General features: G+C 68.6%; 12 protein-coding genes and 1 tRNA gene. All 13 read left to right on the top strand.

Translation table 11 applies throughout. The annotated features are described in order from the left end of the window. Positions 1-15 precede the first annotated feature (15 nt). The 13 genes from AC5RVG_RS14640 (at position 16) to AC5RVG_RS14580 (ending at position 13,471) form a co-directional block, all read left to right on the top strand. The gene (locus tag AC5RVG_RS14640; RefSeq protein WP_494014404.1) at positions 16-1,302 is read left to right on the top strand and encodes a thymidine phosphorylase; all 1,287 of its coding nucleotides are present in this window, start codon (positions 16-18) and stop codon (positions 1,300-1,302) included. Between the two features lie 245 nt (positions 1,303-1,547). Beyond that, positions 1,548-2,453, top strand: a complete 906-nt coding sequence (locus tag AC5RVG_RS14635; RefSeq protein WP_494014403.1) for a DedA family protein — start codon at positions 1,548-1,550, stop codon at positions 2,451-2,453. Between the two features lie 60 nt (positions 2,454-2,513). Continuing rightward, positions 2,514-3,659 (top strand): adenosine deaminase, encoded by a 1,146-nt coding sequence (locus tag AC5RVG_RS14630; RefSeq protein ID WP_494014402.1) that lies wholly within the window; start codon positions 2,514-2,516, stop codon positions 3,657-3,659. Positions 3,660-3,798: 139 nt separating this feature from the next. After that, complete coding sequence (locus AC5RVG_RS14625; protein WP_494014401.1) at positions 3,799-4,488, top strand: MazG nucleotide pyrophosphohydrolase domain-containing protein; 690 nt, start codon at positions 3,799-3,801, stop codon at positions 4,486-4,488. A 90-nt stretch (positions 4,489-4,578) separates the two neighbouring features. Then, entirely contained in the window at positions 4,579-5,859 is a 1,281-nt protein-coding gene (gene eno, locus AC5RVG_RS14620) for a phosphopyruvate hydratase (RefSeq protein WP_494001483.1), read from the top strand. Positions 5,860-5,945: 86 nt separating this feature from the next. Further along, positions 5,946-6,701, top strand: coding sequence for an FtsB family cell division protein (locus AC5RVG_RS14615; RefSeq protein WP_494014400.1), 756 nt, complete (start codon positions 5,946-5,948; stop codon positions 6,699-6,701). 70 nt (positions 6,702-6,771) lie between these two features. Then, positions 6,772-7,479 carry a DUF501 domain-containing protein gene (locus tag AC5RVG_RS14610; protein WP_494014399.1) on the top strand — a complete coding sequence of 236 codons (708 nt, stop codon included), beginning with the start codon at positions 6,772-6,774 and terminating at the stop codon, positions 7,477-7,479. Then, positions 7,479-8,429: a Ppx/GppA phosphatase family protein gene (locus AC5RVG_RS14605; protein WP_494014398.1), complete on the top strand. Its 951-nt coding sequence runs from the start codon at positions 7,479-7,481 to the stop codon at positions 8,427-8,429. The genes AC5RVG_RS14610 and AC5RVG_RS14605 overlap by 1 nt, the downstream gene beginning before the upstream one ends. A gap of 49 nt (positions 8,430-8,478) precedes the next feature. Next, on the top strand, positions 8,479-9,915 hold the full coding sequence (locus AC5RVG_RS14600; RefSeq protein ID WP_494014397.1) for a S8 family serine peptidase: 1,437 nt from the start codon (positions 8,479-8,481) through the stop codon (positions 9,913-9,915). Between the two features lie 77 nt (positions 9,916-9,992). Further along, entirely contained in the window at positions 9,993-11,441 is a 1,449-nt protein-coding gene (locus AC5RVG_RS14595) for an NAD(P)/FAD-dependent oxidoreductase (RefSeq protein ID WP_494014396.1), read from the top strand. A 97-nt stretch (positions 11,442-11,538) separates the two neighbouring features. Further along, positions 11,539-11,841, top strand: a complete 303-nt coding sequence (locus AC5RVG_RS14590) for a hypothetical protein (protein ID WP_494014395.1) — start codon at positions 11,539-11,541, stop codon at positions 11,839-11,841. Positions 11,842-11,859: 18 nt separating this feature from the next. Then, a tRNA-Leu gene (locus tag AC5RVG_RS14585) sits at positions 11,860-11,932 on the top strand. 144 nt (positions 11,933-12,076) lie between these two features. Further along, on the top strand, positions 12,077-13,471 hold the full coding sequence (locus AC5RVG_RS14580; protein ID WP_494001476.1) for an ABC transporter substrate-binding protein: 1,395 nt from the start codon (positions 12,077-12,079) through the stop codon (positions 13,469-13,471). Positions 13,472-13,615 lie beyond the last annotated feature (144 nt).

Genomic DNA, 13,615 nt, shown 5'->3' with positions numbered 1-13,615 from the left:
CCTAAGGAGCAGGACATGACCGAAACATTCGACGCCGTGGACATCATCCGGACCAAGCGGGACAAGGGAACGCTCAGCCCGGAGCAGATCGCCTGGACCATCGACGCCTACACCCGCGGGACCATCGCTGACGAGCAGATGTCCGCGCTGAACATGGCCATCCTGCTCAACGGCATGGACCGGGAAGAGATCGCGCACTGGACGACGGCGATGATCGCCTCCGGCGAGCGGATGGACTTCTCCTCGCTCGGCAAGCCGACCGCCGACAAACATTCCACCGGCGGCGTGGGGGACAAGATCACCCTCCCGCTGGCCCCGCTGGTGGCAGTCTTCGGCGTGGCGGTGCCCCAGTTGTCCGGCCGCGGCCTCGGCCACACCGGCGGCACCCTGGACAAGCTCGAGTCGATTCCGGGCTGGCGGGCCCTGCTCAGCAATGACGAGATGATGAGCCAACTGGCCGAGATCGGCGCCGTGATCTGCGCGGCGGGGGCCGGTCTGGCTCCCGCGGACAAGAAGCTCTACGCGCTGCGCGACGTGACCGGCACGGTCGAGGCGATCCCCCTGATCGCCTCCTCGATCATGAGCAAGAAGATTGCCGAAGGCACCGGCTCGCTGGTGCTCGACGTGAAGGTCGGCAGCGGGGCCTTCATGAAGGACGAGCGCAACGCCCGGGAACTGGCCGAAACCATGGTCGCCCTGGGCCAGGACGCGGGCGTGAACACCGTGGCACTGCTGACCGATATGAGCACGCCGCTCGGGCTGACCGCCGGCAACGCCATCGAGGTCGAGGAATCCGTGGAGGTGCTGGCGGGCGGCGGCCCCGAGGACGTCGTGGAGCTGACCGTGAGGCTGGCCGAGGAGATGCTGCACGCCGCCGGCGTGACGGATGCCGACCCTGCTGCCGCGCTGCGGGACGGCCGCGCCATGGACGTCTGGAAATCCATGATCCGCGCCCAGGGCGGGGATCCCGACGCCAGGCTGCCGGTGGCCAGGGAGTCGGAAGTCGTCTACGCCGAGGCCGACGGCGTGCTGATGCAACTGGACGCCCTGGCCGTCGGCGTCGCCGCCTGGCGGCTCGGTGCCGGACGCGCCCGCAAGGAAGACGCCGTGCAGGCCGGGGCCGGCGTGCGGATGCACGCCAAGCCCGGGGCGGTGGTCCGCGCCGGCGAACCGCTGATGACGCTGCTGACCGATACCCCCGAAAGGTTCGACCGCGCCAAGGAGGCGCTGCGCGGCGCCGTCGTTATTGCCCCGGAGGGGAGCCGGCCGGCCCGGCGGCTGATCATCGACCGGGTGGCCTGACGCGCCCAGGACCCCAGCTGAAAACAACTGGGGCAGCACGGATATATATCCACCGGGGCAAGCTCTTCCCGGCGTTCCCCCGGCCCCGCTACGATGAATCGTGCGGCCGGAGCGGGGGGATGCCCCGGCGCACCGCGGGGTCTGCGGCGTTGAGCGATGGGGGCCCGGTCAGGGATCTACCCGATAGCGGCACAAGATGCGGCATGGCATCGTTGGACTAGGTATCCAGCGGACAGGAACACTTCGTGCAGACTTTCATGGACGCGCTCAGCGTCTTCATCATCGACGCGGCAGCGCAATGGTGGATTTACCCACTGCTTCTGGCTCTCTGCCTGATCGACGGGATCTTCCCGCCGGTACCCAGCGAATCGGTGGTCGTGGCACTGGCTGCGATCGCGGTATCCGCCGGAGCCCCGAATATCTGGCTGGTGGCCGCCGTTGCTGCCGTCGGCGCGATAGCGGGGGACAACATCGCCTACCTGATCGGGCGCCGGATCGGCGCAGACCGTTTCCGCTGGATGCAGCGTCCCCGGGTTGCTGCGGCCTTCGCCTGGGCCCGCAGGGAACTGGACCGGCGCGGCGCGCTGCTGATCCTGAGCGCACGCTACATCCCGGTGGGCCGGGTGGCCGTCAACATGACCGCCGGCGCCACCGGATACAACCACCGCAAGTTCGTCCTGTTTTCCGTGGCCGCCGGCATCTCCTGGTCCTTGTACTCGGTAGCCATCGGGGCGCTGGCCGGGCGATGGTTCCACGACAACAGCCTCCTGGCCGCGGGCCTGGCGATCATCCTGGCGCTGCTGCTGGGCCTGGCACTGGACCACGGCATGAAATTGGCCAACCGGCGCCGTGCCGCGCGGCTGCGCGCGGCTGCCCCGGCCGGATACCGCGGAGCGGAGCCGGCAGCCGAAGCGGGGACGGCAGCGGATGCCGGGTCGACGGCGGAAGCCGGGCCGACGGCAGAAGCCGGCCTCTCGGTGGCGGCAGGCGATGCCGGCCCGGCCGCCGAGCGCCGGGACGCAGCAGTGGCGGCACGGCGCGATCCCGCCGACCAGCTGCCGGCAACGGGTTCGCGGACCGTCCGCTTCGAACCGTACGTTCCCCTGGCCGTGCCCTCCCGCAACCGTTCCGCCGCCGGACTCGACGACTGAACCCGGCGAGGGGATCCGCGCCGGTTCAGGCGTGCCCGGTGCTCGCGTAAGGTGGTGCCTGTGACTGAGCCTGAATACTCCGAAGACACCGCAGCCGACCTCGACGTCGACATCCGCAGCCTGCCGAAGGTTTCGCTGCACGACCACCTGGACGGCGGACTGCGCCCGGCCACCATCATTGAACTTGCCGCCGCCGAGGGCCACGAGTTGCCCTCCACCGACCCGGTGGCGCTCGGGGAGTGGTTCCGCGCATCGGCGGATTCCGGCTCGCTGGTCCGCTACTTGGAGACCTTTGACCACACCATCGCCGTGATGCAGACCAAGGAAGGCCTGTTCCGCGTGGCCCGCGAATTTGTGGAAGACCTGGCCGACGACGGCGTGGTCTACGGCGAGGTCCGCTGGGCGCCCGAACAGCACCTAACCAAGGGCCTGACCCTGGACGAGGCGGTAGAGTCCGTACAGGCAGGCCTGGAAGCCGGCGTGGACGCCGTGGAAGCCAGCGGCCGCCCGATCCAGGTGGGCCAGCTGGTCACCGCCATGCGGCATGCCGAACGCTCGCAGGAGATCGCAGAACTCGCCGTTCGCCACCGTGACCGGGGAGTCGTCGGATTCGACATCGCCGGAGCCGAAGACGGCTTCCCGCCCTCGCGCTTTAAGGACGCCTTCACCTACCTGGCCGAACAACAGTTCCCGGTGACGATCCACGCCGGCGAGGCGGCCGGAGTGGACAGCATCGTGGACGCACTGGTCAGCGGCCGCGCGCTGCGGCTGGGCCACGGCGTCCGGATCGCAGAGGACATCCAGGTGGACTTCGGGCCCGACGACGAGGACGGTGAAGAGGTTGGCATGGTCACGCTGGGCCGGGTCGCCTCGTGGGTCCGCGACCGCGGCATCCCGCTCGAGTGCAGCCCGTCATCGAACCTGCAGACGGGCGCGATCGCCGTCTTCGGCGAGGGTATCCAGTCCCACCCGTTCGACCTGCTCTACCAGACCGGGTTCAAGGTCACGATCAACACCGACAACCGGCTGATGAGCGGAGTCACGCTCTCCGACGAATACGAGTTGCTGGTGGAAACCTTCGACTACGACCTGGACGACCTGCTGGAGATCACCCTCAACGCGGCCGAGGCCGCTTTCCTGCCGCTGGAAGAGCGTGAGGCGCTCATCGAGTTCATCGGCGAGGGCTTCAACAGCCAGTTGGGCTGACGCCGCGATGCCGCACGCCGGACACTCGTGTGAGCGGGGGCCGCTCCGGGACGCCCCCGCCGAGTCCGGCCGGGGGGAGCTCCCGGACGCCCCCGCTGAGCCCGGCCGGGGGGAGGCGCTCGCCAGGCTGCTGGACGTCGTGGCACAACTGCGCGACCACTGCCTGTGGACCGCGGCGCTGACCCACGAGTCGCTGCTCGAGTACCTTGTGGAGGAAGCCCACGAACTGGCCGAAGCCATCGAAACCGGCCACACCGGCCGGGCCGACGTTGCCGAGCTCAAGGGCGAACTGGCCGATGTGCTCTACCAGGTAGTGCTGCATGCCCGTCTGCAAGAAGAGCGGGGACACTTTGATTTCGACGCCGTGGCCGCGGAACTGACAGCCAAACTCATCCGGCGGAACCGGCATGTCTTCCGGCCGGACGGGTCCCTGCAGGACAAGTTTCCGGAGACCATCGCCGAGATCGTGGCCGGCTACGACGCGGTCAAGGCGGCGGAAAAGCCGGAGCGGACCACGCCGTTCGACGGGCTTCCGCACTCGCTGCCGGCGCTGGCGTTGGCAGCGAAATCGCTGGACCGCGCGGCCCGGGCGGGCAGCGCGGCGGCGGAGCCGGAGCAAGCCAGCGCGTCGGCGGCCGGGCCGGAGCGGGCCAGCGCGGCCGGGGGCACCGGCGCGGCCGGTGCTGCCCGGGCAGAACGCGACGTCGGCGAGGAGCTGTTCGCCGTCGTCCGGCGCGCAGTCGAGGCGGGCGTGGATCCCGAGCAGGCCCTGCGGGGCGCCGTCCGCAGATTCCAGCAGCGCGTAACGGAAGAAAACCGCGGCGGGTGATCTCGATTAGTCTTAAGCCGGACCTTGCAGCCGGCCCCGGCCTCGCCTGCAGACATTCCATCTTTCGTTCCAACGAACAGGAGCTACTCCATGGCGCTGATCGATGCCATCCACGCGCGCGAAATCCTTGATTCCCGCGGCAACCCCACCGTAGAAGTTGAGGTGCTGCTCTCCGACGGCTCGATGGGCCGGGCCGCGGTTCCGTCCGGCGCCTCCACCGGGGCGTTCGAGGCGGTGGAACGCCGCGACGGCGAGAAGGACCGCTACCTGGGCAAGGGCGTCGGCCAGGCCGTGGCCGCCGTGGTGGACACCATCCAGCCGGCGCTGGCGGGCCTCGACGCCACCGACCAGCGGCTGATCGACCAGACCATGCTGGATCTGGACGGCACCTCCAACAAATCCGATCTTGGCGCCAACGCCATCCTCGGTGTGTCGCTGGCCGTGGCCTCGGCCGCCGCCGAATCCGCCAACCTCCCGCTGTACAAGTACCTGGGCGGCCCCAACGCGCACGTGCTGCCGGTCCCGCTGATGAATATCCTCAACGGCGGATCGCACGCCGACTCCGACGTGGACATCCAGGAATTCATGGTGGTGCCGCTGGGCGCCGCCACGTTCTCCGAGGGGCTGCGCTGGGGCGTGGAGGTCTACCACAGCCTCAAGACCGTGCTGAAGGAGAAGGGCCTGTCCACGGGGCTGGGCGACGAGGGCGGCTTCGCCCCGAACCTGCCCAGCAACCGGGCCGCGCTGGACCTGATCACCGAGGCGATCACCCGTGCCGGCTACGCCCCGGGCAAGGACATCGCCCTGGCCCTGGACGTGGCGTCCTCCGAGTTTTACCAGGACGGCGCCTACCAGTTCGAGGGCAAGTCCCTGACGGCGGCGGAAATGAGCGCCTACTACGCCCAGCTGGTGGCCGACTTCCCGCTGGTCTCCATCGAGGATCCGCTGGACGAATCCGACTGGGAGGGCTGGGCCGCCCTGACGGCCGAGTTGGGCGACAAGGTGCAGCTGGTCGGCGACGACCTGTTCGTCACCAATCCCGAGCGACTGCAGCAGGGCATCGATGCCAAGACCGCCAACTCCCTGTTGGTCAAGGTCAACCAGATCGGTTCGCTGACCGAAACCCTGGAGGCCGTGGCCCTGGCCCAGCGCAACGGCTACACCACGATCACCTCGCACCGCTCCGGCGAGACCGAGGACACCACGATCGCGGACATCGCCGTGGCCACCAACGCCGGCCAGATCAAGACCGGAGCCCCGGCCCGTTCCGAGCGCGTGGCCAAGTACAACCAGCTGCTGCGCATCGAAGAGGAGCTCGACGACGCAGCCCGCTACGCCGGTCGCGGCGCCTTCCCGCGTTTCACGGCGTAGTTCGGCCCGACCCTCGGTAATGTCTTAAGCGGGGGCCCGGCGGCAAAGCCGGGGCCCCGCACGACGACCACGGTGAGGAGCCGCGAATGTCCACCCGACGCCCCAACATGCCGCGGGCCGGCCGCCCGGCCGGCAGCGGGCCTGCCTCGGGCGGCGTCGACGGGAAGGACACCGACGCGCGGGAACCGGAGACCGGACAGGTGATCCGGGCCGACTTCGGCCGGCCCCCGACCAGCTCCGCTCCGCAGCCGGATGCCCGCACCCCCCGCGCGCCGGACGCCGGCCAGCAGCGAAAGCCGAAGCCGCCGGCGAAACCCAAGCCCTCGCCGTCGGAAGCCCGCGCGGCCGAACGCCGGCAGCTGTCCGAGGCCATCCGGCAGCCGGCCGCACCGGCTGCCGGCCAAAAGCCGCGGCTACCGGCCAGGGAAACCCCGGCCGACGCCGTGCCGGTCCCGGCGAAAGCGTTCTCCGGGCGCCTGCTGGCGCTGGCCCTGGTGCTGGTATCAATCACCGTGCTGCTGGCCCCGTCGGTGCGGATCTTCATTGAACAGCGGGCGGAACTCTCCGCGCTGCAGGCGGACATCGCCGCCAAGAAAGACTCCAATGAACAGTTGACCAAGGAACTGGCCCGCTGGGACGATCCCGCCTACATCAAGCAGCAGGCCCGGGATCGCATATTCTATGTAATGCCGGGGGAGAAGCGGTACATGGTCACCGGCGCGGAGGGACTGCGCGAGTCCAACAAACATGCCTCCGCCACCGCACCCGAGGACCTGCCGTGGGTCGACGCCCTGTGGAACTCGGTGACCCGCGCGGCCACAGACTCGCCCGCAGCAGACTGACCTCCCGGCAGAGCCTGCCGAATCACACGGCCCTGCCCCACGGGCCGCAGCGCCAGGAAAGGACTGAGCCATGAACGACGCTCAGCGCACCCCCACCCCCGACGATCTCGACACCCTGAGCCGCCAGCTCGGCAGGCCCGTGCGCGACGTCGTGGAGATCGGCGCACGATGCGTCTGCGGAAACCCGCTGGTCGCCACGACGGCGCCGCGGCTAGGGAACGGAATCCCTTTCCCGACCACGTACTACCTGACCCACCCGGTCATCACGTCGGCGGTATCCCGGCTGGAGGCCGCAGGGGTCATGACGGAGATGACCGAACGACTGGAGCAGGATCCGGAATTGGCCGCGGCCTACCGCCGCGCGCACGAGGAGTACCTGGCGGCCCGCGACGAGGTCGGCAGCCGGGCCGGCATCGGCGACGTGCCCGAAATCGCGGGTGTCTCCGCCGGCGGCATGCCCACGCGGGTCAAATGCCTGCACGTCCTGGTGGGTCATTCGCTGGCCGCAGGTCCCGGCGTAAATCCGCTGGGCGACGAAGCGATCGAACGTATCGCGGAATGGTGGACCGCGGACCGCTGCTACTGCCCCGGAGCCTGGGATGTGGACGGCATCGCTCCGGCCCGGGATCTAAGCCGGCACACCCGGACGCAGGGACTGACGGCCGAAGAGCTGGCCGCGAAGAAGGCCCGGCGAGCCGGCGGCAGGGAGGCGGCGGACGACGACGGCGGCACCGTCGATGGCCCCACGTCCGGCCAGGCAGACGGAGGCGAGTCCTAGTGGCACGCGTCGGAGCGATCGATTGCGGAACCAACTCGATCCGCCTGCTGATCGCCGATGTCCAGGACGGCGGGCTCACCGACGTGGTCCGCGAGATGAGAGTCGTGCGGCTGGGGCAGGGCGTCGACGCCACCGGGGCGCTCGCGCCGGAAGCGTTGGAGCGGACCTTCGCGGCGGCGGAGGACTATGCCGGCCAGCTGCGCAGCCACGGTGCCGAAACCCTGCGCTTTGTCGCCACCTCCGCCACCCGCGACGCCGCCAACCGCCAGGTCTTCGTCGACGGCATCCGCCAGCGCCTCGGCGTGGAACCAGAAGTGATCAGTGGCCGGGAAGAGGCTGAGCTGTCCTTCACGGGCGCCGCCAACGTCCTGGCACCGCAACCGGGGGAGAAGGTGCTGGTGGTGGACCTGGGCGGCGGCAGCACCGAGTTCGTGCTGGGAACCGCCGACGGGGTGCTGGCCGCGCTCAGCACCGACATGGGGTGCGTCCGCTTTACCGAGCGGCACCTGCTCTCGGATCCGCCAACCGCCGCCGAGATCGCCCACGCCGTGGCGGGCGCCGAAGAACACCTGGCGCACGTGCTCGACGAGGTGCCGCTGGCCGACGTCGACCGCTTGGTCGGAGTGGCGGGGTCCGTCACCACGGTCACCGCCCACGCCTTGCAGCTGGCCGATTATCGTCCGGAAAGCATCCACGGGGCGCATCTGGACGGTGCCCGGCTGGATGCTGCGTGCACCTCCCTCCTGAAGATGACGCGGCAACAGCGGGCCGCGTTGCCCTACATGCATCCTGGACGGGTCGATGTCATCGGCGCCGGCGCGCTCATCTGGCGGACCGTTTCCCGACGGCTGGCCGCACTGACCGGCGGCCGCGTGGACGGTGCGACCGCCAGCGAACACGATATTCTTGACGGAATCGCCCTGAGTGCGGCCACCCGGCTGCCGCACTGAGCTTCCCGGGTTCCGGGGACCAAACCGCTTTGCCAACGAAGGGACATCCATGCGCCAGCGCGACAGTGAACGGCCGGCCAGACGCGCAGCCGCGTCGAAGGCCTTCTCGCTGGGAACGGCGATCGCGGTGCTCGCCTCGTTGGTGCTTGCCGGCCCGGCCCAGGCGGACGACACCCGCGACAAGGAATACTGGCTGGACGCCTATGGGATTCGCGCCGCCTGGGACGAATCGCAGGGCGAAGGCGTCAAGGTAGCGGTGATCGACAGCGGCGTTGACGCGACGCACCCGGACCTCAAGGGTGCCGTGGTGGGCGGTACCGACGTATCCGGCTCCGGTGATCCCGATGGCCAGCGGGGCATCGGGCAAACGCCGGAGCACGGCACCTTGGTTGCCACCCTGCTGGCCGGACGCGGCCATGCACCGGAGAAAGACAAAAAGGACGCCAAAAAGAAGAACGACAAAGAGTCCAAGTCCAAGCACAAGGACGAGGGGATCGGCGCCGGCACGGACGGCGTGATCGGGGTGGCACCGAAGGCACAGATCCTGACGGCGTCTACCTGGCTCGGCACGCCCAACCCCTCGGGCATCGGCGTCGACGAGCAAATTCCGGCGGCCGTCCGCTGGGCCGTGGACAATGGCGCGCAGGTCATCAACATGTCACTGACCAGCTCCAGCACCTCCTGGCCGGAGAGCTGGGACGCGGCGTTCCTCTACGCCGAACAGCATGACGTGGTGGTCGTCGCCGCCGCGGGCAACCGCGCGGGCGGCACGGAACAGTCCGGCGCCCCGGCTACCATCCCCGGCGTGCTGACCGTGGCGGGATTGAACCGCGACGGCGAGGCGAGCCAGGAGGCCTCGGCCCAGAGCATCGTCATCGGTGTTGCGGCACCGGCCGAAAACCTGGTCGGCGGACTGCCCGGCGGCCTCTATGCCGACTGGTCCGGCACCTCCGGTGCCACGCCGCTGGTCTCGGGTGTGGCCGCACTGATCCGCTCCAAATACCCGGACATGAGCGCGGCCCAGGTGATCAACCGCATCGTCAGCACGGCCAAGGACGCAGGTGTTCCGGGCCATGATCCGATCTACGGCTACGGCGTACTCGACGCGGAGGCAGCCCTGAACGCGGACGTGCCGGAGGTCGCCGGCAACCCGCTCGGCTCCATCGCACATTGGATTACGGTGCACCGCCGCGGCGAAGCCGCCGCCCCCCAGTCGGAGGCTCCGGTGCAGTCCAAGGCCGAGGCGCCGGATATTCCGGAACCGACTACGCCCGTGGCGGTTCCCCCGAACAGCGAAGACTCGGTGCTGCCGGCCGTCCTCGTGTTTTCGTTCGGCGGACTGATCGCCGCCGTCCTGGTATTGGGCGCCGTCCAGACCCTGCGCACGCGCAAGGCCGTGCGGCAGGGCACGTCGGCGGTCGAGGAAGCAAACACGGACTTCATCCCGCCGATCCGGGAAGAGATCCGGAAGCCGGCCAAGCGCTGATTCTGCCGGGCGCAGGGCTGTTATGCCCGCCGTCCGTACTTCGTGAAAAGTTTCACAAAAGCGGCTATACTGAGGGCATGGCACTCACTCCTGCTCTGTCCGATCGTCCGCGCGTCCTGGTGGTCGGCGGCGGTTACGTTGGTCTTTACGTCGCGCTGAACCTCCAGAAGAAGGTCAAGCGGCACGGCGGCATCGTTACCCTGGTGGACCCGCTGCCGTACATGACCTACCAGCCGTTCCTGCCCGAGGTCGCCTCCGGCAGCATCGAAGCCCGCCATGTGGTGGTCAACCACCGGCAGCACCTGCGGGACACCGAACTCATCACCGGCAAGGTGACGTCGATCGACCATGCCGCGAAGAAGGCCGTGATCACCCCCGCCGTCGGCGAGGCCTTCGAGCTGGACTACCGCGACGTCGTCGTTGCCGCCGGTGCCATTACCCGCACCTTCCCGATCCCGGGACTGGCCGAAGCCGGCATCGGCCTGAAGACGGTCGAAGAGGCCGTGGAGCTGCGCAACAAGGTCCTCGAGCGGATCGAAACCGGTTCGTTGCTCCCGGAGGGGCCGGAGCGGACCCGCGCGCTGACCTTCGTCGGCGTCGGCGGAGGCTTCGCCGGCATTGAAGCCATGACCGAGATCGAGGACCTGGCCCGCGCCGCCGTCAAGAAGAACGGGCGGCTGCGCCAGGAAGACCTGCGCTTCGTCCTGGTCGAGGCGATGGGCCGGATCATGCCCGAGGTCACCGAAGACCAGGCCGAATGGGTCGTGGAGCACATGCGCTCGCGCGGCATCGAGGTCATGCTCAACACCTCGCTGGCCAAGGCAGAAGGCGGCGTGCTGGAGCTGATCAACATGCCGGACAAGACTCCCGCCGAAACCTTCGAGGCCGATACCCTGCTGTGGACCGCCGGAGTGCAGGCGAACCCGGTGGCGCGCAACTTCGGCTTCCCGCAGGACGAGCGCGGCCGGATCAAGGCCGACGCCACGCTCCAGATCATCGACGAGAACGGCCCGATCGAGGGAGCCTGGACCGCCGGCGACGTCGCCGCCGTGCCGGACCTGACCGGCGGCGGCGTGGGAGGGTTCTGCGTTCCCAACGCCCAGCACGCCATCCGCCAGGCGAAGCGTCTCGCCAAGAACATCTACGCCGCCCGCTGGGGCGTGGGCACCGTCACCGAGTACAAGCACAAGAATCTGGGCGCCGTCGCCGGCTTCGGCCTGAACAAGGGCGTCGCCAAGATTATGGGCATCAAGCTCAAGGGCTGGCCGGCATGGATGGCCCACCGCGGCTACCACGGGATGGCCATGCCGACGGTGGAGCGCAAGATCCGCGTGATCTCGAACTGGTTCTGGACGATCTTCCTGGGCCGCGACACCACTCGCCTTGCCGACCTGCAGACTCCGTACCGCCAGTTCCGCGAGGCGGCTTCCCCCAAGCCGCGCCCGCAGGCCGCCGACGCCCCCAAGCCGGCAGGGGCTGCCAAGGGCACCGGGGCGGACAAGGAACTCGCCTCCACCGGCCGCTAGGCGCACCAGCATCAGGCCCGGGTACCGCTGTGGCGGTGCCCGGGCCTCACTGCATTCAAGGAGCTCCCGGCGGGGCGGGGCCGCATAGAATGCTGCGGTGAGGATCAGGACGGAACAGCGGGACGACCGGTCGGCCGTGCTCCGGCTGGTGGCACGCGCCTTCGCCACCGACGACGGCGATGAACCGGTGGAAGCCCGGCTGCTGGCCGAGTTGTACGGCTGCGACGGCTTCCTGCGTATCGGCCAGCCAGCGAACTGGGCATCGGTGCCCCGGATCCGTCGTGGGACGCCAACTTCATGGCCCTCCCGCTGGCCGGCCGGCCGGTGCCGGCGGGTGTTTTCCGCTACGCCGAACCCTTCGGGCGATTGTGAACCGGCGCGGGCCCATCAAGTACCCTAGGTAGGTGCCGGAGTGCTGGCCCCCGTAGTCCAATGGCAGAGACAACCGACTTAAAATCGGTCCAGTGTGGGTTCGAGTCCCACCGGGGGTACGGATTAAGTGTGACGAGCGTTACAAGGATGTAACCCAAAACGCTTATTTTCAACAACGAATTGGACTAGTTTTCTCTGTAATCAGGAATACCTGGTGATCGCATCAAAGGTTCGCGGACCTTTCGATCGAGGAGAAAACATACATGACTGCAACACGCAACGCAGTGCTTTTCGGCACCGGCGCCAACTCCGCACGCGCGGGAAGGGTGGCCGCGCTCGGATTGGGGATCGCTTTGTTTGCCTCGGCTTGCGGCGGGGGCACGTCAACGCCCTCGGAGACCGGCGGGGGAGCCGGCACATCGGCACCGGCGGGCGCATCCGGTTTGGTCTGTCCCGAGGGGGGAGAGGGCGCTGGCCCCACCTCAGGCGCGACGGGTGATCCCTCCGCCGTTCCGGAGACGAAGGGCTCCACCGATACCCCGCTGAAGATCGGCACGCTGCTGCCTGCCACCGGCTCGCTGGCCTTCCTGGGCCCGCCGGAAGTCGCGGGCGTCGAGCTGGCCGTCGAACGGATCAACGAGGCCGGCGGCGTCCTGGGCAAGGACGTGGAAACCATCCAGCGAGACTCCGGCGATACCACCACCGACATTGCAACCCAGTCCGTGACCGAACTGCTGAGCGAGGACGTCAGCGCCGTCGTAGGCGCAGCGTCCTCGGGCGTCTCCAAGACGGTGATCAACCAAATTACCGGCGCGGGCGTGGTGCAGATTTCCCCTGCGAACACGTCGCCGGACTTCACCACCTGGGACGACAACAACCTGTACTGGCGCACCGCCCCGTCCGATGTGCTGCAGGGCCGCACGCTGGGCAGCTACATGGTGTCCTGCGGCGCCCAGACGCTGGGCATGATCGTGCTGAACGACGCCTACGGCACCGGCCTCGCGGAGAACGTCAAGCAGGCGTTTGAGGGCGCCGGCGGCCAGGTAGTGGCCACCGAGATGTTCAACGAGGGCGACTCCCAGTTCAGCTCGCAGGTGGACGCCGTGGTCAACGCCAAGCCCGACGCGATCGCGCTGATCACCTTTGACCAGATCAAGTCGATCGCACCGCTGCTGCTGTCCAAGGGAGTCACCCCCGACCAGATGTTCCTGGTGGACGGCAACACCTCGGACCTGAGCGCGGACCTCGATCCGGGTGCCATGGCCGGAGCCCAGGGCACGATCCCCGGAACGTTCGCCAAGGAAGATTTCCAGGCGGCGCTGGCGAAAATGGACGATAAGCTCAATTCCTACTCCTACGCAGGTGAGTCCTACGATGCGGTGAACCTGGTGGCCCTGGCAGCCGAGGCTGCCGGAAGCACCAAGGGCGAGGACATCGCCAAGGAAATGCAGGGCGTGTCCGCGGACGGCGAAAAGTGCTTCGACTTCGCCGGCTGTGTCACGCTGCTGCGCGACGGCAAGGACATCGATTACGACGGCATCTCCGGCCCGATCTCGTTCGACGAGAACGGTGATCCGACCGAGGCCTACATCGGCATCTACGAGTACGACGACACCAACGTACCGCAGCCGAAGCGTGAGGAGTTCGGCCAGCTGTAAGGCTGATCCAGCACCACGGGTAGCACTGCAGAGGGTCCCGGCCGCCGGTGAACTGGGCCCCGAAAGTTGGACTGGCTAAATAAGAGACTAGGCCGCGAGGGCCTGAGCACGGTACTGCACCGGGCTTAGGCCCTCGAGCTTTGT

The sequence above is a fragment of the Arthrobacter senegalensis genome, assembly GCF_059091765.1.
This window is presented reverse-complemented; position numbering and strand designations above follow the sequence as displayed.